The sequence below is a fragment of the Streptomyces sp. NPDC050164 genome (assembly GCF_044459945.1).
GTDB classification, from domain to species: domain Bacteria; phylum Actinomycetota; class Actinomycetes; order Streptomycetales; family Streptomycetaceae; genus Streptomyces; species Streptomyces coeruleorubidus_A.
Genome location: NZ_JBITJK010000001.1, coordinates 348170 through 370947, shown reverse-complemented (window position 1 = coordinate 370947; position 22778 = coordinate 348170). Strand labels below are relative to the sequence as shown.

General features: G+C 71.2%; 18 protein-coding genes. 9 read left to right on the top strand and 9 right to left on the bottom strand.

Annotated elements, in window-relative coordinates; genetic code table 11:
• Nucleotides 1–13: 13 nt before the first annotated feature.
• From ACIBNA_RS01750 to ACIBNA_RS01740, 3 genes are read left to right on the top strand one after another with little or no spacing between them, the layout of a single operon-like run.
• Complete coding sequence (locus ACIBNA_RS01750; RefSeq protein WP_399163289.1) at nucleotides 14–1189, top strand: toxic anion resistance protein; 1176 nt, start codon at nucleotides 14–16, stop codon at nucleotides 1187–1189.
• The gene (locus tag ACIBNA_RS01745) at nucleotides 1186–2730 is read left to right on the top strand and encodes a substrate-binding domain-containing protein (RefSeq protein WP_399163288.1); all 1545 of its coding nucleotides are present in this window, start codon (nucleotides 1186–1188) and stop codon (nucleotides 2728–2730) included. Before ACIBNA_RS01750 ends, ACIBNA_RS01745 begins: the two co-directional genes overlap by 4 nt.
• Nucleotides 2717–3352, top strand: coding sequence for a hypothetical protein (locus tag ACIBNA_RS01740; protein WP_399163287.1), 636 nt, complete (start codon nucleotides 2717–2719; stop codon nucleotides 3350–3352). The genes ACIBNA_RS01745 and ACIBNA_RS01740 overlap by 14 nt, the downstream gene beginning before the upstream one ends.
• Here ACIBNA_RS01740 and ACIBNA_RS01735 read toward each other — a convergent pair.
• Complete coding sequence (locus ACIBNA_RS01735; protein WP_399163286.1) at nucleotides 3342–3641, bottom strand: hypothetical protein; 300 nt, start codon at nucleotides 3639–3641, stop codon at nucleotides 3342–3344. The two genes, ACIBNA_RS01740 and ACIBNA_RS01735, sit on opposite strands and share 11 nt — an antisense overlap.
• Nucleotides 3642–3806: 165 nt before the next feature.
• Complete coding sequence (locus ACIBNA_RS01730) at nucleotides 3807–5636, bottom strand: phosphoenolpyruvate carboxykinase (GTP) (RefSeq protein ID WP_399163285.1); 1830 nt, start codon at nucleotides 5634–5636, stop codon at nucleotides 3807–3809.
• A gap of 326 nt (nucleotides 5637–5962) precedes the next feature.
• Here ACIBNA_RS01730 and ACIBNA_RS01725 point away from each other — a divergent pair, with 326 nt between their 5' ends.
• From ACIBNA_RS01725 to ACIBNA_RS01715, 3 genes are all read left to right on the top strand, one after another.
• The gene (locus ACIBNA_RS01725; protein WP_399163284.1) at nucleotides 5963–6676 is read left to right on the top strand and encodes a hemolysin III family protein; all 714 of its coding nucleotides are present in this window, start codon (nucleotides 5963–5965) and stop codon (nucleotides 6674–6676) included.
• 103 nt (nucleotides 6677–6779) lie between these two features.
• Nucleotides 6780–7400 (top strand): TetR/AcrR family transcriptional regulator, encoded by a 621-nt coding sequence (locus ACIBNA_RS01720; protein ID WP_399163283.1) that lies wholly within the window; start codon nucleotides 6780–6782, stop codon nucleotides 7398–7400.
• A gap of 33 nt (nucleotides 7401–7433) precedes the next feature.
• On the top strand, nucleotides 7434–8159 hold the full coding sequence (locus ACIBNA_RS01715) for a Mut7-C RNAse domain-containing protein (protein ID WP_399163282.1): 726 nt from the start codon (nucleotides 7434–7436) through the stop codon (nucleotides 8157–8159).
• Here ACIBNA_RS01715 and ACIBNA_RS01710 read toward each other — a convergent pair.
• The 5 genes from ACIBNA_RS01710 to ACIBNA_RS01690 all read right to left on the bottom strand — a co-directional run bounded on the left by ACIBNA_RS01710 (nucleotide 8156) and on the right by ACIBNA_RS01690 (nucleotide 16874).
• Entirely contained in the window at nucleotides 8156–10561 is a 2406-nt protein-coding gene (locus tag ACIBNA_RS01710; protein ID WP_399163281.1) for a galactose oxidase-like domain-containing protein, read from the bottom strand. The genes ACIBNA_RS01715 and ACIBNA_RS01710 overlap by 4 nt on opposite strands.
• Nucleotides 10558–11751, bottom strand: a complete 1194-nt coding sequence (locus ACIBNA_RS01705) for a glycosyltransferase (RefSeq protein WP_399163280.1) — start codon at nucleotides 11749–11751, stop codon at nucleotides 10558–10560. Before ACIBNA_RS01705 ends, ACIBNA_RS01710 begins: the two co-directional genes overlap by 4 nt.
• The gene (locus ACIBNA_RS01700) at nucleotides 11748–13397 is read right to left on the bottom strand and encodes an ArnT family glycosyltransferase (protein ID WP_399163279.1); all 1650 of its coding nucleotides are present in this window, start codon (nucleotides 13395–13397) and stop codon (nucleotides 11748–11750) included. The genes ACIBNA_RS01705 and ACIBNA_RS01700 overlap by 4 nt, the downstream gene beginning before the upstream one ends.
• Nucleotides 13394–14704, bottom strand: a complete 1311-nt coding sequence (locus ACIBNA_RS01695; protein WP_399163278.1) for a glycosyltransferase — start codon at nucleotides 14702–14704, stop codon at nucleotides 13394–13396. Before ACIBNA_RS01695 ends, ACIBNA_RS01700 begins: the two co-directional genes overlap by 4 nt.
• A 136-nt stretch (nucleotides 14705–14840) precedes the next feature.
• Nucleotides 14841–16874: a thioredoxin domain-containing protein gene (locus tag ACIBNA_RS01690; RefSeq protein ID WP_399163277.1), complete on the bottom strand. Its 2034-nt coding sequence runs from the start codon at nucleotides 16872–16874 to the stop codon at nucleotides 14841–14843.
• Nucleotides 16875–17112: 238 nt separating this feature from the next.
• Here ACIBNA_RS01690 and ACIBNA_RS01685 point away from each other — a divergent pair, with 238 nt between their 5' ends.
• Entirely contained in the window at nucleotides 17113–20310 is a 3198-nt protein-coding gene (locus ACIBNA_RS01685) for a tetratricopeptide repeat protein (protein ID WP_399163276.1), read from the top strand.
• A 76-nt stretch (nucleotides 20311–20386) separates the two neighbouring features.
• On the opposite strand, the gene ACIBNA_RS01680 is transcribed toward ACIBNA_RS01685, so the two are convergent.
• Nucleotides 20387–20662, bottom strand: coding sequence for a hypothetical protein (locus ACIBNA_RS01680; RefSeq protein ID WP_399163275.1), 276 nt, complete (start codon nucleotides 20660–20662; stop codon nucleotides 20387–20389).
• The gene (gene mca, locus ACIBNA_RS01675; RefSeq protein ID WP_059414258.1) at nucleotides 20655–21536 is read right to left on the bottom strand and encodes a mycothiol conjugate amidase Mca; all 882 of its coding nucleotides are present in this window, start codon (nucleotides 21534–21536) and stop codon (nucleotides 20655–20657) included. The genes ACIBNA_RS01680 and mca overlap by 8 nt, the downstream gene beginning before the upstream one ends.
• A 147-nt stretch (nucleotides 21537–21683) precedes the next feature.
• Between mca and ACIBNA_RS01670 the strand changes: the two genes are divergently transcribed.
• Both ACIBNA_RS01670 and greA read left to right on the top strand, forming a co-directional pair.
• The gene (locus tag ACIBNA_RS01670; RefSeq protein ID WP_399163274.1) at nucleotides 21684–22082 is read left to right on the top strand and encodes a DUF4307 domain-containing protein; all 399 of its coding nucleotides are present in this window, start codon (nucleotides 21684–21686) and stop codon (nucleotides 22080–22082) included.
• A gap of 179 nt (nucleotides 22083–22261) precedes the next feature.
• Nucleotides 22262–22759 (top strand): transcription elongation factor GreA, encoded by a 498-nt coding sequence (greA, locus tag ACIBNA_RS01665; protein ID WP_399163273.1) that lies wholly within the window; start codon nucleotides 22262–22264, stop codon nucleotides 22757–22759.
• Nucleotides 22760–22778: the final 19 nt, after the last annotated feature.

Below are 22778 nucleotides of genomic sequence, written 5' to 3'. Positions count from 1 at the left end.
GGGGAAACAGCACGTGACCAGCAACGACTCCGACTTCACGCTCACCCCGCCGGAACCCGTCACGCCCGTGGCCCGGGAGAAGGCGGGCGGGCTCGTCCCCGTCGAGGAGACCGTCCGCACGGACGTGGCCCGCAAGGCCGCCGCCTACGTCGAGGGGCTCGCCGCACTCGACGCCCGCTCGCCCGAGTTCGCCGGCAAGGTCGGGGAGATCACCGCTCTCGGCGCGGGCGAGATGCGGTCCGCCGCCGCCCAGTCCAACCGCATGCTGGAACGCACCGTGCGCAGCCTGCCGGACCAGGGCGGCGACGCCCAGTCGCAGGTCGCGGGCTCGCTCGTGGAACTGCGGCGCGTGGTCGAGGACCTGGACCCGCGCGACCTCCCGGCGAGCAAGGGCCGCAAGTTCCTCTCCCGGCTGCCCGGCGGCAACAAGCTGCGCGACCACGTCGCCAAGTACGCCTCCGCGCAGGGCACCCTCAACCGGATCGTCGGCTCGCTGCGCGGCGGCCAGGACGAGCTGCGCCGCGACAACGCCGCCTTGCAGACCGAGCGGGTCCGGCTGTGGGAGACCATGGGCAAGCTCCAGGAGTACGTGGTGCTCACCGAGGCCCTCGACACGGCCGTCGAGGAGCACGTCGCCGGCGTCGAGGCGACCGACCCGGCCCAGGCCGACACGCTGCGCGCCGACGTGCTGTTCCCGGTGCGGCAGAAGCACCAGGACCTGCTCACCCAGCTCGCGGTGTGCGCGCAGGGCTACCTCGCCATGGACGTCGTACGCCGCAACAACGAGGAGCTGATCAAGGGCGTCGACCGCGCGGCCACCACGACCGTCTCGGCCCTGCGCATCTCCGTGATGCTGGCCTCCGCGCTGGAGAACCAGAAGAAGGTCGTCGACCAGGTCAACGCGCTGCGCGGCACCACCGAGGACCTGATCCGGGGCAACGCGGAGATGCTCGCCACGCAGAGCGGCGAGATCCAGCGCATCGCCGCCGACCCGGCGGTCGGGGCCGAGACCCTGCGGTCGGCGTTCCAGCAGATCTACCGCACGCTCGACGCGATCGACACCTACAAGGTCCAGGCGACCGAGGCGATGGCGGTGACCGTCGAGTCCCTGACCTCCGAACTCCAGCAGGTGAACACGTATCTGGAGCGGAGCCGGGCGCAGGGCGCGCTGGAGGGAGGACGGCCATGAGACGACGAGGCCTCGCCGTAGCCCTCGCCGCGGTCACGGTGCTGACGGTGGCCTGCACGGCCGAGCAGCGGGACCGGTCCGCATCACCCGGCGCCGCCGAGCCGGGCACCCTGCGCGTCCTCGCCTCCAGCGAGCTCAGCGACATGACCCCCGTCCTGGACCGGATCCGCGAGGACACCGGCATCACGGTCCGCCCCACCTACATGGGCACCCTCGACGCCGTCGAACTCCTGGCGAAGGGCGCGGCGGACGGGACGTACGACGCCGTGTGGCTGTCGTCCAACGACTATCTGCGGCTGCGCCCCGACGCGGCACGCAAGGTTCTGTCGGAGACACCCGTCATGACGAGCCCGGTCGCCATCGGTGTGAAGGCGGCCACCGTACGCGAGCTGGGCTGGAAGCCACAGGACGTCACCTGGTCCCAGGTCGAGCGGGCGGTCCGGGACGGCAGGCTGACCTACGGCATGACGGACCCGGCCCGCTCCAACTCCGGCTTCGCCACCCTGGTCTCGGTCGCCTCCGCCCTCTCCGGCGCCCAGTCCGCCCTCACCGACGCCGACGTCACCGAGGCCGCGCCCCGGCTCAAGGAGTTCTTCCGGGGGCAGCAGCTGACGTCGGGTTCGTCGGGCTGGCTGGCGGCCGCCTACCAGCGGCGCGGGAACGTCGACGCGCTGCTGAACTACGAGTCCGTGCTCAAGGGCATCCCCGGACTCACCGTGATCCGCCCCCGCGACGGCGTCGTCACCGCCGACTACCCGCTCTCCACCCTCGCCTCCACCCCGGCCGCGACCCGCGAGGACGTCCGCCGGCTGACCGAGGCGCTGCGCGCACCCGAGGCCCAGCGGGACATCACCCGCCGCACCCACCGCCGCCCCGTCGTCGCCTCCGTCCCGCCCGCGCCCGGTCTCGGCACCGGCCGTCGGCGCGAACTGCCCTTCCCCGGCAGCCGTTCCGTCGCCGACGGGCTGCTCGACTCGTACCAGAACGAACTGCGCCGCCCGTCCCGCACGGTGTACGTCCTCGACACCTCCGGCTCGATGCGGGGCGACCGGCTGAAGCGGCTGAAGACCGCGCTCACCGGCCTCACCGGGGACTTCCGCGACCGGGAGGAGGTGACGCTGATGCCGTTCGGCTCGCAGGTGAAGAGCGTACGGACCCACGCCGTGGACCCGGCCCGGCCCCGGCAAGGGCTCGACGCCATCCGCGCGGACACCGCCCGGCTCACCGCCGAGGGCGAGACCGCGATCTACACCTCCCTGGAGAAGGCGTACGACCATCTCGGCACCGGTCCGGACACCTTCAGGTCGATCGTGCTGATGACGGACGGCGAGAACACCACGGGCGCCGAGGCCGGGCAGTTCGAGGACTTCTACGAGCGGCTGCCGCGCGAGCGGGCCGAGATCCCGGTGTTCCCCATCCTGTTCGGCGACTCCGACCGGGCGGAGCTGGAGCACATCGCCGAGCTGACCGGCGGCCGGCTCTTCGACGCCCGCAAGGGCTCGCTCGACGGCGCCTTCGAGGAGATCCGTGGCTACCAGTAGGTCCGACCGCTTCGTCCGCTACCTGGAATCCCGCAAGAACATCACCGGCAGCGCCTGCGGAGTCGCGGGCCTCGCCCTGACCTTCGCGGGCGTGGCGGGACCGTACTGGCCCGTCGTCGTCGCGGGCCTGTACGGGGCGGGCGCGCTGATCGCCCCGCCGGAACGGCCGGACCCGCCCGCCTTCCCGGACCCGTCGGCCCAGCTCGACGAGGTGCGCGCGGACCTCGGCAGGCTGCGCTCCTACCTGGCCGGCGTCGACCTGCCGCCCGCCACCACGGCACGGCTCGGCGAACTGACCGACCTGCTGGCCGCGTTGCTGGACCCGGGCTGGACCACGGAGCTGCTCGCACACGATCCGGAGGGCGTGCACACGCTGTCCCGGACCGTGCGCCGGGACCTGCCGGAGTCCGTCGACGCCTTCGTCCGGACCCGCTGGTGGTCGCGGCTGGCACCCGGGGCGGAAGCACCCGAGCGTCATCTGGAGCGTCAGCTGGACCTGCTGCGCGAGGAGGCCGAGCGCCTGGCGGCGGGACTGCGGGAGACCGAGGCCCGCCGCCAGGAGTCCGTCACCCGGTACCTTCAGGACCGGGGCGGGCCGGCGGCGGGCGGGTTCAGCGCCTGACGTACACCTCCGCCGACGCCGTCGACCCGTTGTGCAGGTCGTCGCCGGGCCAGCTGACCGTGTAGGTCACCTCGCGGCGGGTGCGCGGCACGTCGGCGATCGTGAACGTGCCGTCGGCGGCGACGGTCACCGACGACAGCGTGCCCGTGCCGAGCCGGTCCTCGCGTACGACCTTGAGCAGGGCCCGCTCGGGCAGCGCCTCGCTGCCGCCGGACGTGCTCGCCTCCTCGGGGGCGGTGAGCGCGATCGCGGCGGGCGCCGGACCGTCCTGCTCCAGCCTGCCGCGCACGGCCAGCGGCTGTGAGCAGGGGGCGCGACGGAAACGGCGGAGGCAGGGGCCCGCACGCCGTTGTGCGAACCCCTGCCTCCATGGTGCTGTCACCGCGGTCGGCCGTGACGATGTTGCTGGTCAGGGCACGATCGGAGCCGGCCGCGGCGTCGGTGGGGGGCTGTCTCAGCCCAGGCGCTGCACCAGCGCGCGGTACTCGTCCCACAGCTCCTTGGGCGTGTGGTCGCCGAAGGTGTTGAGGTGCTCGGGGACCAGGGCGGCCTCCTCGCGCCAGACCTCCTTGTCGACGGTGAGCAGGAAGTCCAGCTCGGAGCCGGACAGTTCGAGGCCTTCGGTGTCGAGGGCGTCCTTGGTCGGCAGAACGCCGATCGGCGTCTCGACGCCCTTCGCCGTGCCCTCCAGGCGTCCGACGATCCACTTCAGGACGCGGGAGTTCTCACCGAAGCCGGGCCAGACGAACTTGCCCTCGTCGTCCTTGCGGAACCAGTTGACGTAGTAGATCTTCGGCAGCTTGGACTGGTCCTTGTCCTTGGCCACGTCGATCCAGTGGGCCATGTAGTCGCCCATGTTGTAGCCGCAGAACGGCAGCATCGCGAACGGGTCGCGGCGCAGCTCGCCGACCTTGCCCTCGGCGGCGGCGGTCTTCTCGGAGGCCACGTTGGCGCCGAGGAAGACGCCGTGGTTCCAGTCGAAGGACTCCGTCACCAGCGGTACGGCGGTGGCGCGGCGGCCGCCGAAGAGGATCGCCGAGATCGGCACGCCCTTCGGGTCCTCCCACTCCGGCGCGATGATCGGGCACTGGGAGGCGGGGACGGTGAAGCGGGCGTTCGGGTGCGCGGCCGGGGTCTGCGACTCGGGCGTCCAGTCGTTGCCCTTCCAGTCGGTGAGGTGGGCGGGCGGCTCCTCGGTCATGCCCTCCCACCAGACGTCGCCGTCGTCCGTCAGCGCCACGTTGGTGAAGACCGCGTTGCCCCACAGCGTCTTCATCGCGTTGGCGTTGGTGTGCTCGCCGGTGCCGGGCGCGACCCCGAAGAAGCCCGCCTCGGGGTTGATGGCGTACAGCCGGCCGTCCTCGCCGAAGCGCATCCAGGCGATGTCGTCGCCGATGGTCTCGACCGTCCAGCCGGGGATGGTCGGCTCCAGCATGGCGAGGTTGGTCTTGCCGCAGGCGCTCGGGAAGGCCGCCGCCACGTACTTGGACTCGCCGCGCGGCGGGGTGAGCTTCAGGACCAGCATGTGCTCGGCCAGCCAGCCCTCGTCACGCGCCATCACGGAGGCGATGCGCAGGGCGTAGCACTTCTTGCCGAGCAGGGCGTTGCCGCCGTAGCCGGAGCCGTAGGACCAGATCTCGCGGTCCTCGGGGAAGTGCGAGATGTACTTGGTCGTGTTGCAGGGCCAGGGGACGTCCTCCTGGCCGGGCTCCAGCGGGGCGCCCAGGGTGTGCACGGCCTTGACGAAGAAGCCGTCGGAGCCGAGCTCGTCCAGGACGGCCTGGCCCATGCGGGTCATCGTGCGCATGGAGACGGCGACGTACGCGGAGTCCGTGATCTCGACGCCGAGCGCGGACAGCGGCGAGCCGAGCGGGCCCATGCAGAACGGCACGACGTACATGGTCCGGCCGCGCATCGAGCCACGGAACAGGCCGCCCTGGCCCCCGGAGCCCTGGAAGATCTCCCGCATCTCGGCGGGGGCCTTCCAGTGGTTGGTCGGGCCCGCGTCCTGCTCCTTCTCGGAGCAGATGAACGTCCGGTCCTCCACGCGGGCGACGTCGGTGGGGTCGGAGGCCGCGTAGTAGGAGTGGGGGCGCTTGATCGGGTCGAGTTTCCGGAAGGTGCCCTTCTGGACGAGCTCCTCGCACAGTCGCTCGTACTCGGCCTCGGATCCGTCACACCAGACCACGTTGTCCGGCTGGGTCAGCTCGGCGATCTCGTTCACCCACGAGTTCAGGCCCTGGTGGGTGGTGGGGACGGTGGGAGCCGCGATGTCGCGCGCCACGATTGCTCCTAAATGAGGGATTTTTTTGATGTGGAGGCCCCGTGGGGGCTGCGACCCGGATGCTTCACGGTGAAACTTGGCGCTCATCCGGTGCCGACCGCACTCATTTGATCATCCGACGCGCGCGCCCATCTGTCCAGAGGAGCGCACAAGTGAGCAACGTGAGGATCGCCACGGTTTCTCGCGCCCCTTTACGTGCACTTTGGGTTCACCTGACCGTCCGTTTGCGTAACCATCGTTCGGCCACAGTGAGAGGATGGCCACTCTTCGTCGGCCAATCGGCCGGACCGATAGGTCACTTACGGTTCCGTAGCTACCATTCGGCCATGACTGCGTTCGCCCCCGACGCGCCTACGGACACGCCGGCCGACGGCCGCGGACCGACGGCGCTCTCCCTGCCGCACCCGGTGAAGCCCAAGCTGCGCGGCTGGCTTCACCTCGGTATGTTTCCGGCCGTCCTCGTCGCGGGCCTGGCACTGACCGCCCTCGCCGACTCGACCAGAGGGCGCATCGCCTGCGGGATCTTCGCGCTGACGGCGTGCCTGCTGTTCGGTGTGAGCGCGCTGTACCACCGGGGCAACTGGAGTCCGCGCATGGACGGCGTCCTGCGCCGCCTGGATCACGCCAACATCTTCCTGATCATCGCGGGCACCTACACGCCGCTGACCATGCTGCTCCTGCCGGCCGCCAAGGGCCAGTGGCTGCTGTGGGGCATCTGGGCCGCGGCGGCGGCCGGCATCGCCTTCCGCGTCTTCTGGGTCGGCGCCCCGCGCTGGCTCTACACGCCGTGCTACATCGCCATGGGCTGGGCGGCCGTCTTCTACCTGCCGGACTTCATGCGGACCGGCGGCATCGCCGTCCTGGTCCTCGTCATCGTCGGCGGCCTGCTCTACAGCGCGGGCGGCGTGATCTACGGGATCCAGCGCCCCAACCCGTCACCGCGCTGGTTCGGCTTCCACGAGGTGTTCCACTCCTTCACCCTGGCGGCCTTCATCGCGCACTACGTGGGGATCTCGCTGGTGGCGTACCAGCACGGGTAGAACCCGCCCGACCTTCCCGGCCACGGCTTTCGGGCCGTGGCCGTTTTCTTTGCACCCGAGGTGAAATTGACAGTGGGTGATGACTGAGAGTTACTGTCGATTCATGGCCAGTGTCACCCCCGCCGACCGGCCCCCACTGGGACTCCGGGAGCGGAAGAAGATCAAGACCCGCCAGGCGATCCGCGCCGCGACCTACGCGCTGATCGAGGAGCAGGGTTACGACGCCACGACGATCGAGCAGATCGCCGACCGGGCCGAGGTGTCGCCGTCGACCGTCTTCCGGTACTTCCCGGCCAAGGAGGACATCGTCATCACCGACGAGTGGGACCCGGTGATGCCGGCGGAGCTGCGGGCCCGCCCGGAGGACGAGTCGTGGGCCGACGTCCTGCGGCACGTGATGCGCACGGCCCTCGACCTGAGCCTCGCCGAGGAACCCGAGGTGACCCGACTACGGGCCCGGCTCGGGGTCGAGGTCCCCGCCGTCCGCGCCCGCACGATGGAGAGCATGGCGGCGACCGGCCGGCTGCTCCGCGAGGCCCTCGCCGAGCGCTCCGGGCTCGACTCCGACAGCCTGGAGCTACGGGTCTTCGCCATGTCCGTGATGGGCGGACTGATGGAGGTCTCCCACTACTGGGCCGAGACCGGCCACCGGGACGACATCCGGGAGCTCGTCGACCGTGCCCTGGACGTCCTGGAGCACGGCCTGCCGACCGGAAAACCCTGAGGCCGGCGCCCGCCACCGTGACATCCTGACCGGGTGAACGGTCCCGAGATCCGCGTCGAGTTCGCCCCCGAGCTGTACGTGTTCGTCCCCCAGGCCCGGCGGTCGGGCGCCCTGCGGGCCACCACGGACGGCGTCTCCAGCCTGGGCCACGTCGTCGAGTCGCTGGGTGTGCCGCTGACCGAGGTGGGCGCCCTGGTCGTGGACGGCCGCGAGGTGCCCGTCTCGCACGTCCCGGCGGCCGGCGAGTCGGTGACCGTACGGACCGTCGCCCGCCCCCAGCGGGTGCCGGGCGCTCCCCTGCGCTTCCTCCTCGACGTACACCTCGGCACGCTGGCCCGCCGGCTGCGGCTGCTCGGTGTCGACACGGCCTACGAGTCGACCGACATCGGCGACCCGGCGCTGGCCGCTCGCTCGGCGGCCGAGCAGCGGGTCATGCTGAGCCGCGACCGAGGGCTGCTGCGGCGCCGCGAGTTGTGGGCGGGGGCGTTCGTCTACAGCACCCGGCCGGAGGAGCAGCTGCGGGACGTCCTGGACCGCTTCCAGCCCGAACTGCGGCCCTGGACACGGTGCACGGCCTGCAACGGGCTGCTCCGCGAGGCGACCAAGGACGAGGTCGCCGACCAGCTCAAGCACGGCACGCACGCGACGTACGACGTGTTCGCGCAGTGCGCCGAGTGCGGCCGGGCGTACTGGAAGGGCGCGCACCACGAGCAGTTGGAGGCCATCGTGGAGCGCGCCCTCGCCGAGTTCGGAAGCTAACCCCTTCCCACGTCTGCCTTGCCGCAGGCGATCCCGTCCCCGTTCCGGTCCAGGCGCAGCGGGTCGTCCTTGCCGTTGACCTTCAGCCGGCCGTAGTCGTTCGCCTTCAGCCACGCACAGCGTGCCGCCGTCGACTTCTTCACCTCCGCGGGGAAGTCGGTCGGCACGCAGACGTTGATCGAGCCGTAGTGGCGGTCGCAGCCGGAGATCGTCGGGCTGACCTTCTGCGACGTGCGCTTCTTGCCGGGCCCCGCGACCTTGCCCTCGGGCGCGTCGGCGAAGTCGTGGACATGCGCCGAGGCGTCCGTCGCCGTGAGGGCCTGCGGGCCCCGGAGGTGCACCCACTTCGCCACCGACGGCACCCCGTTCGCGTCCACCGCGAAGAGCATGTACCAGCCGGGCGGGGCCAGGTTGGGGTTGCTCGTCACGTTCAGGTCGACGTTGTTGCCGTCGACGGACAGGGGCAGGTCCACGAACCGCTGGTTCGGGTCGGAGGAGTGCGTGACGGCGGCCGGGCGGATCAGCTCGGCCTTGGCGATGGGCCGGTCGACGGTGATCCGCTGGGTGTCGCCGTAGTTCCACTCGGTGTCGATCACCGAGGTGATCTCCGGACGCGGGCCCTTGAACAGATAGGGCGGGCTGTAGACCGACACGTCGTGGTTCCAGGAGCCGTTGCCCGGATTGTCGCCGGTGGTCATCACGCGGCCGTCGGGGAGCAGGAACGCCGAGGAGTGGTAGCCGCGCGCCTCGGGGTCGACGGCCACCGGGTCGAAGGTCTCCGTCTCGGGGTCGAAGAGCGACGTCTCGAAGACCGGGTTGGCACGGTTGTGCAGTGCGCCGCCCGTCTCCAGCACCTTGCCGTCGGGCAGGAGCACGGCGGAGAGGTACATCTTGCCCTGGTCGCCGGTCTGCGGCACCGGGCCGTCGCCCAGGTCGACCGTGCCCCGCGGGATCGGCGGCCCGGCCACGTAGGACGGGTCGGGCTGCTTGAGGTCGATGATGTCGGTCAGGCGGTTCGCCTCCGGGTTGGAGTCGATGTTGCCGCCGCCGAGGGTGAGGACCTTCTGGTCCTGCGCCGGGGGCAGCAGCACGCTCGCCGACTGGTCGCGCTCGTCCTTCTTCTGCAGGCCCGGCACCTGGGTGATGGTGTTGGCGCCGTAGTCGTAGATCGCCGAGCCGGTGCCGGGGGTGTTGTTGCCGAAGACGTGGCTGCCCGAGTAGAAGAGGCGGCCGTCCTGCATGAGGATCATCGACGGGTACAGGCCCCAGTACGACCAGGTCTGGTTGACCTTCCAGGTCGGCTGCCACTGCTGCTCGGCCTCGGAGAACAGCTCGGCGGTGACCGAGCCGGTGGAGTCCTCGCGCAGGCCGCCGAAGGAGATGACGTCACCGTTGCCGAGGATCGTCGCCGACGGGTACCAGTGGCCGTCGTTCATGTCGTTGGTCTTCGTGTAGGTCTCGGTCTCCGGGTCGAAGATGTACGAGTCCTTGTAGCCCTGGTAGCCGACGCGGCCGTCCCCCGACGGGTAGCCCTTGTTGCCGCTCATCACCAGCACGCGCCCGTCCTGGAGCTGCACATGGCCGGCGCAGAACATGTCCTTCGGTGTGGGGATGACCTTGTAGGAGCCGTCCGACGGGTCGTAGACCGCCGAGGTGAAGGTGCCCGCCTCGAACATCGACTCGTCGTTGCCGGAGCCCGCGATCAGCAGCACCTTGCCGTTGTGGAGGACGACGGAGTGCATGGAGCGGACCGGGTTCTGGGTGGGCAGCACGTCCCACGTGCCGTTCGCGCACTGTTCGGCCGTGCCCGTGCACTCCGGCGGCAGGACCGGGTCGGGGACCTGGTCCATCGTGTAGTCGTCGGTCGTGGCCGAGCCGGTGCCGTAGACGGAGACGCCCCAGGAGATGCGGTCGGTGCCGGCCGGGACCTCGGGGGTGCGGACCGAGGCCTCGGTCCAGTCGCCCGCCAGGTCCAGCGTCTTGAGGTCGGTCCAGTACTGCCAGCCGGCCGTCGCGTCGTGCCGGAACAGCGTGATCGACGCGTCGGGCGTGGTCGTCTTGTACCAGAGGCCGAGGTCGTACTGCTTGCCCGGCGTCACCACCGGGGCGCACTCGGCGGACTCCGTGATCAGCGCCTTGCGGTCGCCCTCGACGCGGCGGGTCAGTTCGACCTTCATGGCCTTGCCGCCGCTGTGCGCGTCGGTCGTGGTGGTGAAGGTGAAGTCGTTGTCGCCCCAGCCGGACTTCTCCCAGCAGTACGGCATGTCGCCGGTGCCGGCGGTCTCGAAGCCCGGGTTCCTGATGAGGTTGGCGGCGGAGGCGGGCTGGGGCGCGGTCAGCAGGAGGCCGGCCGTGAGCGCGCCCACGCCGGCGAGCGCGGTCCTTCTCCGGTACTTGTTCACACGGCTCTCCTCGCGGTACGGCTTACCCGCACGGGCTTGTCAGTGCCCCGGCGCGGCAGATAGACCAGCGCTTCGGTGGCCGCGAAGCGCAGGACGAACGTCGTCACCAGCGCGAGCGCGGTGGCGGACAGCACGCCCAGGTGGAACTGGTGCACGAACAGGGCGATCAGCGGGATGCGCAGCACCAGATCGGCGTTGGCGAGCAGCGCGAACCGGCCGGCCCGGTCCCACCAGCGGCGGTGCCGGCGCCGCTCGCGGAACAGCAGGTGCTCGATGAGCAGGAAGTTCCAGGCGACGCCGAGCTGGTTGGCGAGGACCTCCGCCGGTATGTAGTGCATGCCGACGGCGGTCAGCGCCCACAGGCCCAGCAGGTTCGGTACGAAGCCGGTGAGCCCGATCAGGCCGAAGCCGACCATGCGCGCGACCGGCGAGGCGGCGCGCAGCCCGGCCAGGTGGCGCAGGAACCGGAAGCCCTCCTGCGCGGTCGACTTGGACTCCCCGGCGAACCGGTCCTGGAAGACGAAGGGCACCTCGGTGACCGCGCGGGGGCGGCTGCGGACGGCGAGTTCGAGGAGGATCTTGTAGCCGAACGGCTGGAGCACCTCGGCCGTGACCGCGCTGCGGCGGATCGCGAAGAAGCCGCTCATCGGGTCGCTGATGCCGTGCAGCCGGCGCGGGAAGAGCGCCTTGGTCAGCCAGGTCGCCCCGCGCGAGACGGCGACGCGGTAGCTGCCCGCGAGCCCGGCCCGGCTGCCGCCCTTGATGTACCGGGAGGCCACGACCAGCCCGGCGTTCGCCCGCTCGCCGGTGGCGACCAGGTCGGGCACGAGGGACGGCGGGTGCTGGCAGTCGCCGTCCATGACGACGATCCAGTCGGACGTGGCCGCCTTCAGCCCCTCGACGACCGCGCCGCCGAGCCCGCCCACCGGTTCCTCCCGGTGCAGGACGGTCACCGGGAAGGGGCAGTCCTGCGCCGCCTGCTGGATGACCTCGGGCGTGTCGTCGGTGGAGTCGTCCACGAAGACGACCTCGCAGGGCAGCCGGGCCGGCACGGCCTCGGTGATCTGGCGGAGCAACTGCCGTACGTTCGCCGACTCGTTGAACGTCGGTACGACGATGGTGACGGCGCCCGGTTCGGGGATCTCGGCGGTCTCGACGACCTCGCCGGGGACGGTGGACTCCTGGCTCATCGCGTGCCTCCGGCGGTGGTCTGGATCTGGCGTATCTCGATGCGGTCCGCACCGGTGCCGAAGGTGGCGACCGGGGCCGAGTGCTCCATGGCGGCCTTGACGTTGGGCAGGTCGGCCGCGTCACGCCGCACGGTCGGCGAGGCGACGACGTAGTCGAGGTCCTTCCAGCCGCGCGGCATCGTCTTCGTCACCGCCGGGTCGAGGTCGGCCTTGTAGAACCAGATGACGCCGAGGCCCGGCCGGTAGCCCTGGTGCACGAGGTCGAGCCAGAGTGCGTCGTCGACCAGCACACGGGTGCGCTCCGGGTTCTCGACCTCGGTGGCCAGCCACTGGGAGGCGGCCGTGTAGGGGGCGTTGGCGTCGGTGGTGACGGCGGTGCGGGCGCCGTCGTACCAGTGCGGTACGACGTAGGCGCCGGCGGCGAGGGCGAGGACCGTGGCGAGCGCGTACCGGCCCACGCTGACGTACCGTTTCTCCGTCTCGGAGCGCCAGCGGCTCAGCACGGCGTGGGCGACGGAGGCGGTTCCTCCGGCGAGGACGAGGGCGAGGAACGGCAGGGCCTGGATGATGTACATCGCGGGCAGGTAGCCGTTCGGGCGCAGGGCCAGCGCGGCGAAGATCGCGACGGCCAGGGCCGGTCCGGCGAGGGCCCGGGCGGTGACGGACCAGCGCCAGGTGACGAGCAGCAGCAGGGCGCCCGCGAGGCCGCCGAGGGGCAGGATCTTGTCGTAGTACAGCCACGACTGGAGCACGCCCCAGGAGCCGGAGCCCTGGTCCAGGATGAAGCCCGAACCGGGCCTGGTCATCTGGTACTTGACGCCGTCCCAGAGGGAGACGTGGCCGCTGCCCGGCAGCAGCTCGCCCTTGAGCAGGGCGAACAGCGGGTACGCGAAGCCGATCAGCGCGCAGGCCGTGACGGCTCCGGTGAGGGCGAACTTGCGGGTGTCCTTGTGGCTGTGCCGCCACATGGTGAGGAACAGCGCGGGCAGGACGACGAGCATCGTCTCCTTGGTGAGGACGGCCGTCGCCGCCGCGATCCCCGCGCCGAAGTGGTGCCAGAGGTGGCGGCTCGGGGAGGCGGCCAGGGTGAAGGCCAGCAGCGTCCACATCACCGCGAGGTTGTCGAGGAAGATCTCCCGCTGGAGGACGACCGCCAGCGGCGAGAGGCCGAAGAACACCATGCCGAGCGCGGCCGCCCAGCGGGGCAGCGCCAGGCGCCGGCCCAGTACGTAGACGAGGACCGCGCTGATGCCGCTGATCACCAGCATCGCGGCGCGCATGGTGCCCACCGTCATCGACTCGGGGCTGATCAGCGCGGGGATCCAGGTCAGCACGGCGATCTGGATCCAGCCCAGCGGCGGGTGGTCGTACCAGTAGGTGTAGTGGGCGAGGCCGTTGCCCTGCTGGACCGACCAGGCCTGGGCGAGGTAGGTGCCCTCGTCGTCGCTGAGGGCCGGGTAGTCGGCGATGTTCCAGCCCTGCACGACGAGGATCGCCACGAGGAGGACACCGCACAGGAGCAGGTCGGGGCGGGAGGAGCGCAGCCGGCTCGGCGGCTCCGGGCGCCGGTGCGCACCGGTGCGGGGCGCAGGCCGGCGCTGCGCGGGGACCTTGGCAGTGGTCACCGCGGGAAGGGTGGAGGTCACGCGGGAACGTCCTCTCGGGTCACGGGAACGTTCTGCCGGGCCACGGGAACGTCCTGCCGGCTCACGGCCGTCTCGTCGAGATGCGCGCCGACATGGCTCGTCAGCTCCCAGTCGGTGCGGCCGCGCTGCTCACGCCACACGGCACGCACGGCCGCCCCGGCGAGCAGGACCTGGTAGAAGGGGCCGCCCACGATCAGCTTCAGATAGTGGCCGAACCGCACGCGCAGCCCGTACTGCTTGCCGAAGTCGTGCAGTCCGACGATCTCGAAGACGAAGGTGACCAGGGCGGTGACGGCCGGCAGGAAGGTGATGAAGGCGATGCCGACCGGCACGTCCAGGAACAGCGCGATCGCCACGTTCAGCGGGATGATCAGGCCGGTGAAGGCCTGCATGAACGGCGTCATCAGGGTGTAGCGGGCGAGCAACCGCTGCCCGAGGGTGGGCAGTTGCTTCCAGTCCTTCTTCCGGTACACCTGCAGGAACCCCTGGTTCCAGCGGGTGCGCTGCTTCAGCAGGGACATCAGCGAGCCCGGGGTCTCCTCCCGGGTCACCATGTCGGAGTCGTAGGCGACGACGACCTTCTTGCCGACGCTGGAGAGCCTCACGCCCAGGTCGCAGTCCTCGGCGAGGCAGCTCGGGTCCCAGCCGCCGGCTTCCCTGAGGACGTCCGTGCGGACGAAGACGGTGTTGCCGCCGAGCGGAATGAAACCTTTCTGCGCGTGCAGGTGGAGCCGCGAGCGGAACCAGAAGAAGTACTCCAGGCAGTTGCGCAGGCTGTACCAGCTGGAGTGGAAGTTGATCAGCTGCACCCCGCCCTGGACGACGTCCGCGCCGGTGGTGCGAAAGGCGTGGTCGACGTGGGCGAGGAGCTCGGGGTGGACCTGGTCCTCCGCGTCGAAGACACCGACGACATCGCCGCGGCAGTGCGGCAGGGCCGTGTTCATGGCCTTCGGCTTGTTCTTCTTCTCGTGCGTGTCGACGACGACACGGACCCGTGGATCACGTGCCGCGGCCTGCTCGGCCACGGCGGTGGTCTCCGGGTCGTCGTGCCCGACGATCACGATGATCTCGAAGTCGGTGTGGCTCGACTCCAGCAGCCGCTGGATCGTGTGGTCCAGCACCGCCTGTTCGTGCCGGGCCGGCAGCAGCAGCGAGAAGGAGACGTGCTCGTCCCCGTCCGGACTGCTGAACCGCGTGGAGGCGAGCACTTCCGGCGTACGCCAGGCGTGCATCTGCCACCACAGAGTGAACGCCGCCATCCAGAACAGGGCCAGTGAAACGGCAGCGATGAAGACAGACGTCAGCAAACAGATCCCCCCAGATCCCAGAACCCCCCGCCGTAACGGTCACCTCATCTGTCACGGCACTGTGCAGAGATTAGGGGGGAACTGTGAAGCCTGGGGGCTGTTCAGATAAAGAGCGTGTTTCCGTTGATTCCCGACTTCAGCCGCTCAAGACCGCACGCAACCTTTCAGCGTCGGTCGTCGGGGCGTCGCATGTGAAGTTACGGCAGACGTACGCGGCCGGTTCACCGCCGACCAGCGGACGGTCGCTGAGCAGCGGAAACTCGTCGCTGTCCGGGGCGCCGACGGCGACGACCGCGCCGGGCGCGGTGCCCAGCAGTGCCGTGCGGTGCAAGGTCCTCGTGCCCTCGTGGTCGAGGGACGGTCCCACGATCGCGACCTCGCGCGGCCCGTCCAGCGCGGCTTCCGCTGCGGCGAGCCCCCAGCCGATGAAGCGGGGCACGCGCGGCCCGAGCGCCTTGACGACGCCGAGAGCCCTCTCGGCTGCGGTGCGGTGGGGCTCGGCCCCGGTGTGCGCGGCGTAGCCGAGCAGGGCGCTCGCCGCCGCGGTCCAGCCGGACGGGGCGGCGTTGTCGGTCGGGTCCTGCGGGCGGCGGATCAGCCGCTCGGCGTCGGAGGCGGTGTCGAACAGGGCGCCCGACTCCTCGTCGGTGAAGCGGGCCAGGACGTGGTCGAGGAGGAACCCGGCGAACTCCAGCCAGACGCCCTCCCCGGTGACGGACGCCAGCGCGAGGAAGCCCTCCGCCACGTCGGCGTAGTCCTCCAGGACGCCCGCGTTGGCGCCGGCGTGGCCGTCCTTGCTGGTGCGGGTGAGCCGGGCCTGCTCGTCGAGGTGCAGCCGGACCAACAGGTCGGCGGCGGCGAGGGCGGCCTCGACGAGGTCGGGCCGGTCGAAGTAGGCGCCGGTCTCGGCGAGCGCGGCGATCGCGAGGCCGTTCCAGGCGGCGACGACCTTGTCGTCCCGGCCGGGCGCGGGACGCCCGGCCCTCTTCGCCAGCAGCCGCTCCCGGATCGAGGCGATCTTCCCGGCGTCGAACAGGCCGTCCTGCTGCGGCAGTTGGAGGACGGACTGGCCGTGCTCGAAGGTGCCCTCCTCGGTCACGCCGAAGTACTGGGCGGCGAGTTCGGCGTCCTGCTCGCCGAGGACCTCGCGCAGCTGCTCCGGCGTCCACACGTAGTACGCGCCCTCGACGTGCTTGCCCGTTCCGTCGTCGCTGTCGGCATCCAGCGCGGAGGCGAAGCCGCCCTCGGCGGTGCGCAGTTCGCGCACCATGAACTCGGCGGTCTCCAGGGCGACCCGGCGGGCCAGCTCCGAGCCGGTGGCGCGCCACAGGTGGGCGTAGACCCGGCACAGCAGGGCGTTGTCGTACAGCATCTTCTCGAAGTGCGGCACGATCCAGTCGCGGTCGACGGAGTAGCGGGCGAAGCCGCCGCCGAGCTGGTCGTAGATGCCGCCGCGGGCCATGCGCTCGCAGGTGTCCCGCGCCATCTGCAGGGCGCCCTCGGCACCGGTGCGGGCGTGGTGGCGCAGCAGGAACTCCAAGGCCATGGACGGCGGGAACTTCGGCGCCCCGCCGAATCCGCCGCGCTGCGGGTCGTACTCGCGGGTGAGCGCGAGCAGCGCCTGCGCGAGCTCCTGCTCGCCGGGGGTCTGGGCGTCGCCGTAGGAGATCTCCCGCCCGGCCAGGTCGCGGACGATCTTCCCGGCGACCTCGGTGACCTCGTCCCGCCGCTCCTCCCACGCCTGGTGGACGCCCTGGAGCACCTGCCGGAAGGACGGCATGCCCTGGCGCGGGGCGGGCGGGAAGTACGTGCCGAAGTAGAACGGCTCGGCGTCCGGGGTGAGGAAGACGGTCATGGGCCAGCCGCCGTGCCCGGTCGCCGCCTGTACGGCCTCCATGTAGACCGCGTCGACGTCCGGGCGCTCCTCGCGGTCGACCTTCACGCTCACGTAGTGCGCGTTGAGGTACTCGGCGGTCTCGTGGTCCTCGAAGGACTCGTGTGCCATGACGTGACACCAGTGACAGCTGCTGTAGCCGACACTGAGCAGCACGGGCACGTTCCGCTTGCGGGCCTCCTCGAAGGCCTCCGCCGACCAGGGCCACCAGTCCACGGGGTTGTCGGCGTGCTGAAGGAGGTAGGGGGACGTCTCGTGCGCCAGTCGGTTCGGCATGGTGTCCATCCTGCCGCAGTACCCGGCCCGGCACGCGTCAGGCGCCGCGCGGGCGCCGCCCGGGGCGCACGCCCGACGGACGCGCGGCGCCTCAACCCGCCCGTGTCTTCACACAATCGGGCCGGTCACGCCCCCTCGCCCCGATGCGCCGTCGGCAGCACACTTGACCAGGAAAACGACCGAGGGAACGACCGAGGTGACTAGCGAGCACGCCGTTGCCGCCGGAGGGGGACGTGACATGCGGGACAGTCATCGGGCGGATGCCGAGCGGCTGTTGGCACGGGCCGTGGAGGAGGAGGTACGCCGCACGGGCGGGCGCACCGACGGGAAGGTGCTGCTCGCGCGGGCGCGCGGGGCGCTCGACGCGATGGCGCAGAGCGCGGCCGAGGAGTACGAGGCCTACACGCGCGCCCTGGACGAGGCGGCGGCCGGACAGCTCACCTTCGGGCAGCGCTACGCCCGGGAGGGCGCCGGGACACCGCTGCTGGTGGCCGGGGTCGCGGCGGTCGCGGCCGTCGTCGCCGACATGGCCCTCGGCACGAGTACCGGGACGGCGCTGGGCGCGGGCGTGACCGTGGGTGTCGTGGGCGCCGCGGCGACCGTCGTGAAGGTCGTCGGCTCGCATCTGCCCGCCGCACACCACCGGGCCGGGGCCGTGAGCCAGCCGGGCGGGCCCGAACAGCTGCGGCTGCAGTGGCTGACGGCACTGGAGGTGCGGGGTATCCGGCCGTTCCTGGACCAGCAGCGGGTGCTCGCCGCCTCCACGGGGCCGAAGCAGACGGGGCCGCGGCTGCGGGGCGCCGACAAGAGCGCGGCGGCGCGCGGGCGCAACGTGCTGGAGCAGTCCTTCGCGCAGCTCCCGGAACCGGCTCAGCCGTTCGCGGGGCGGCGGCACGAGCTGGCGCAGATCCGGCAGTGGGTGCAGGCGGCCCGGGCGAGCACTCAGACCCAGCCGACGGTGGTCGTCCTTCACGGCACGCCCGGCAGCGGCCGTACGACCCTCGCGGTGCACGCCACGCACGATCTGAAGGACTACTTCCGCGGCGCCTGCGTCGTCGACCTGCGCTCCGACAGCCCGGGCGAGTCCCCGCTGTCCACCCGCGACGCCCTGCTGCACCTGCTCAACCGGCTGGGAGCGCCCCGCGAGCAACTGCTGTTCCGCGAGCGCTCCTCCCCCGACCAGCAGGTCAAGCGGCTGAGCGAGCTGTACCACCAGCATCTGACCGGCCTGCCGGTCACGGTCGTCCTGGACGACGCCTCGGACGCCGAGCAGGTCCGGGCCCTGGTCCCGGAGCGGTCCGACAGCCTGGTGCTGGTGACCGCGCGGGGCCCGCTGGAGCTGGGCGGCCTGCCCGCGCGGGTGCATCGGCTGGCGGTGGAGCCGCTGGACGCTGCCGGTGCGGAGGAACTGCTGGGCGCGGCGGCGCAGGACCGCTCCGGGCCGTACGACGCCGAGTCCGCCGACCGGGTCCGGGAGCTGTGCGGCGGGCTGCCCCTGGCACTGCGCATCGCCGGCTCGTGCCTCGGCCCGCGCTCCCCGCGCGCGCTGGCCACGGACCTCGGCGCGTACGGCCCGGTCGAGCCGGTCGAACGCGCCCTGTGGCTGCGCTACACCGACCAGCCGGAGCCCGTACGGCGGCTGCTGCGCCGCCTGGCCCTGGCCGGCCGGGCCTCGCTGGGCGCCGCCGCGGCCGCCGCGCTGCTGGCCACCGACGAGGCGGAGGCGAAACGCCATCTCCAGGCCCTGACCCGCGCGGGCCTGATCGACCACGTCCGGGGCGACCGCTACCGGCTGCACGACCTGGTCCGCGCCTTCGCCCAGGCCCGGCTCCTCGACGAGGAGGAACCGGCCGAGCGCACGGCGGCCCAGGAACGGCTGATCGTGAACTACGCCGAGCTGGCCGACTCGGTGCTGCGCATGGTCGACGGCAACATGTCGACCCGCACGAACCGCTTCAACCCGTACGGCTTCCCCTCCCTCGACGAGGCGCTGCGCTGGCTGGACGACGAGTCGAGCTTCATCACGGCGGCGCTGCGGCACGCCGAGGGCGTGAACCAGGCGGCGGTCCTGAACCTCCTGGGCGCCCTGTGCGACTACTGCCTGCTGCGCGGCGACCTCTACCGCCTGGGCGAGATCAGCGAGCTGGCCCAGGCGGTGGACCAGGGCCTGCTGGTCCGCTCGGTGCAGTGGCGCACCGGCATCGCGGCCCGGCAGCTGGGCGAACTGGACAAGGCCCGCACCACCCTGACCTCGGTCGTGGACCTCTACCGGGAGGCCCATCACGACGCCGGTGCCGCCCGCGCCCTGTGCTCCCTCGGCATCACCCTGCACCACCAGGGCAATCTGACGGAGGCGTCGGCGAAGCTCCGCGAGGCCCTGGCCCTGCAGTCCTCCCCCGAGCTGGCGACGGACCGGGCCTGGACGATGCACGCCCTGGCGGCGGTGGAGCGGGACCGCGCCCGGCTGGCCGAGGCGCTGGAGCTGCTCACCGAGTCGCTGGTGCTGCACCGCGCCGGCGAGTCCGTGCACGGCCAGGCGTGGGCCCACTTCCAGCTCGGCCAGCTCGGCCTGCGCATGGGCGACGTCCCGCGCGCCGAGTCAGAGCTGCGCGCGGCCCTGGAGCTGTACGGCCGCACCCGCGACGCCCGCGGCGAGGCCTGGGCCCTGACCCAGCTGGCCCGCGCCCGGCTGGTCGCCGGTGACGCGTCCCCGGCCGTGGAGGAACTGCGCGGGGCCGCCGCCCGGCACCGCGAGAACGAGGACGCCCGCGGCGAGGCGTGGACGCTGTACTACCTGGGCCAGGCCCTGGAGGAGACGGGCAACCTGGACCAGGCGGTCCGCGAACTGGAACGCTCCCGCACGATGTTCTCCCGCATGCGGGACGTCTACGGCCTGGCCTGCGCCCGCCACCACTCGGCGCGCGTCACCCGCGACCAGCGCGCGGCCCAGACGGGCTCGCTGCGCAACTCGGGCTTCGCCCGCCAGCTCCTGGTCGACGCCCGAGCCGACTTCCAGCGCATCGGCGTCGCCCACGGCGAGGCGTGGACCTGCCTGGAACTGGCGGTCGTGGACGCGGGCAACGCCCGCACCCAGCAGGCGCTGACGCTGTGCGACGAGGCGGCGGACCTCTTCACGTCGTACGGCGACCGCCGGGGCGAGGACTGGGCCCGCTTCCTGCGCTGCACGCTGCTGCCGTACGCGGCCCCCGGCGGCATGGAGGTCGGCACGGCCGTGGCCCAGGAGGAACTGGCGCAGCTGTCCCGCGCGAGCCATCCGCTGCGCGACCAGAAGCTGGACGACTACCTCGACGCGTACGCCCTGCTGCTGGAACGGGGCGTGACCCTGGAGGCGGGCTGGCAGGCCTGGCGCCTGGGCATGGTCCCCAACCGGCATGCGCGGGAGGTGATGGGGGTGGCGGTGGAGTCGAAGACGTAGGGCACGCGACACCCGTCGGCGGCGAACGGCCGCCGACGGGTCCCCCGGGGAGAGACGGTCGCCCCGGGAGGGGGCGTCAGCCCTGCTGCTTGGCCTGGCCGGAGGCCTCCGCGTCCGCGGGCTCCGACTCCGCCTGCTCGGCCTGCTCGGCCTTGGGGTCCGGGACCTGGGTGAAGTCGACCCTGTTCATGTGCCGGCTCATGGACTTCATCAGGGCCCATACCGCCAGGGCCATCGCCGCGAAGACGATGAAGCCGAGGACGCCGGGGGTGACCTTGTCCTCGTCGACCTCCTTGGCGAAGGAGACGAGATGCGTCATTGCCAGGCTTGCGCTTGCGCTCATGTCAGGCATTGTCGCGGACGCCCGCGAAGAGGTCGTCCTCGGGGAGGGAGGTATCGACGAGGGACTTCGCCAGCTCGTACTCCTCCGTCGGCCAGACCTCCCTCTGGATGTCCATCGGCACCTTGAACCAGCCGCCGTCCGGGTCGATCTGCGTGGCGTGCGCGATCAGCGCCTTGTCGCGGATCTCGTAGAAGTCGGCGCAGGGGACGTGCGTGGTGAGCGTGCGCTGCTTCATGCCGAACTCCTCCCAGCGCTTGAGCCAGTCCCCGTAGGGCGACTCCAGGCCGCGGTCGAGCATCGCCTGGTGCAGCGCCTCGGTGCGCGGGCGGTTGAAGCCCTGGTTGTAGTAGAGCTTCTGCGGCTGGTACGCGGGGCCGTACTCGGCCTCCGGGTACTTCTCGGTGTCCGCCGCCCCCTCGAACGCCACCATCGAGATCTTGTGGGTCATGATGTGGTCGGGGTGCGGATAGCCGCCGTTCTCGTCGTAGGTGGTGATCACCTGGGGACGGAAGGCGCGGATCTTCCGCACCAGCTCACCGGCCGCGTGGTCGACGTCCTCCAGGGCGAAGCAGCCCTCCGGCAGCGGCGGCAGCGGGTCGCCCTCGGGCAGGCCCGAGTCGACGAAGCCGAGCCACTCCTGCTTGACGCCCAGGATCTCCCGGGCCTCGTCCATCTCCTTCTTGCGTACCTCGTGGATGTGCTCCTCGACGTACTTGTCCCCCTGGAGCTTCGGATTGAGGATGGAGCCGCGTTCCCCGCCCGTGCAGGTCACGACCAGCACGTCCACCCCCTCGGACACGTACTTCGCCATGGTCGCCGCGCCCTTGCTCGACTCGTCGTCGGGGTGGGCATGAACGGCCATCAGTCGCAACTGGTCAGTCAAGACTCAATCCTCAGTAAGTCGGCGCCCTGTGTGCGTCGGCGCAATCAGCGGCTTCTATAGTGACCGAATCGGGGGGCGAATAATTCCGGGACCGGGTCCCGGGCCCCCTTACGGGACGTTCGTCCCGGCCCTGTCTGGAGGACGATCATGAGCACGGCGAGCACGCGACCGCCCGAGGGACGTTACGGCCGTTCCTCGGACGAGCGCGCCGACCGCACGCTCAAGGTCGTCGGCGCCGTCCTCGCGGTGGCGCTGCTGGGGCTCGTCGGCTGGTTCGGCTACCACTACGTCGCCCAGAGCGAGATCAGCGCCGAGGTGATCAGCTTCGAGCCCGGCAAGGATTCCGTGCAGGTGCACCTGGAGGTCCGCAAGGACGCCGGCACCGACGGCTACTGCACCGTGCGCTCGCAGGCCGAGAACGGTGCCGAGGTCGGCCGGGCCGATTTCCGCTTCGACGGGGACGCCACCCGCATCGACAAGGTCGTCACGCTCCGTACGACCTCCCCGGGGACGACGGCCGAGCTGCTGGGCTGCCACACCGGCTGAGACCCTGCCGGAGTCACCTGCAATACGTTGCGCCTGACCTGCGCTGACGTGAAACTGGTGGCTTATGTCCTCCCCCTTCCGCTCCTGAATTGTTAGGCTCGTGGTTTCGCCCATCCGTGAAGGAACATGCTTCTGGGTAGGGCGATGCTTTGTATTCCCAGTACCTACGAGGAGCACCTGTGACCCAGACCAGCGAGAACGTCACCTGGCTGACCCAGGAGGCGTACAACAAGCTCAAGGCTGAGCTTGAGTACCTTACTGGTCCCGCGCGGGCGGAGATCTCCGCGAAGATCGCTGCCGCGCGCGAGGAGGGCGACCTGCGTGAGAACGGCGGGTACCACGCAGCCAAGGAGGAGCAGGGCAAGCAGGAACTCCGTGTGCGCCAGCTCACCCAGCTCCTCGAGAACGCCAAGGTCGGTGAGGCCCCCGCGGCGGACGGCGCCGTGGCGCCCGGCATGGTCGTCACGATCGCGTTCGACGGTGACGAGGACGACACGCTGACGTTCCTGCTCGCCTCACGCGAGTACGCGAGCGCCGACATCGAGACGTACTCCCCGCAGTCCCCGCTGGGCACCGGCGTGATCGGCCACAAGGTCGGCGAGGACGCGCAGTACGAGCTGCCGAACGGAAGGAAGGCCTCGGTGAAGATCCTCAAGGCCGAGCCGTACGAGGGCTGATACAGCCGACGTCTTGACC

Bases quoted from the DNA above. Each gene is read 5' to 3' on its own strand.
- ACIBNA_RS01745 (WP_399163288.1), top strand. From the start codon at position 1,186: ATGAGACGACGAGGCCTCGCCGTAGCCCTCGCCGCGGTCACGGTGCTG.
- ACIBNA_RS01725 (WP_399163284.1), top strand. From the start codon at position 5,963: ATGACTGCGTTCGCCCCCGACGCGCCTACGGACACGCCGGCCGACGGC.
- ACIBNA_RS01720 (WP_399163283.1), top strand. From the start codon at position 6,780: ATGGCCAGTGTCACCCCCGCCGACCGGCCCCCACTGGGACTCCGGGAG.
- ACIBNA_RS01705 (WP_399163280.1), bottom strand. From the start codon at position 11,751: ATGAGCCAGGAGTCCACCGTCCCCGGCGAGGTCGTCGAGACCGCCGAG.
- ACIBNA_RS01690 (WP_399163277.1), bottom strand. From the start codon at position 16,874: ATGCCGAACCGACTGGCGCACGAGACGTCCCCCTACCTCCTTCAGCAC.
- ACIBNA_RS01685 (WP_399163276.1), top strand. From the start codon at position 17,113: ATGCGGGACAGTCATCGGGCGGATGCCGAGCGGCTGTTGGCACGGGCC.
- ACIBNA_RS01680 (WP_399163275.1), bottom strand. From the start codon at position 20,662: ATGCCTGACATGAGCGCAAGCGCAAGCCTGGCAATGACGCATCTCGTC.
- ACIBNA_RS01670 (WP_399163274.1), top strand. From the start codon at position 21,684: ATGAGCACGGCGAGCACGCGACCGCCCGAGGGACGTTACGGCCGTTCC.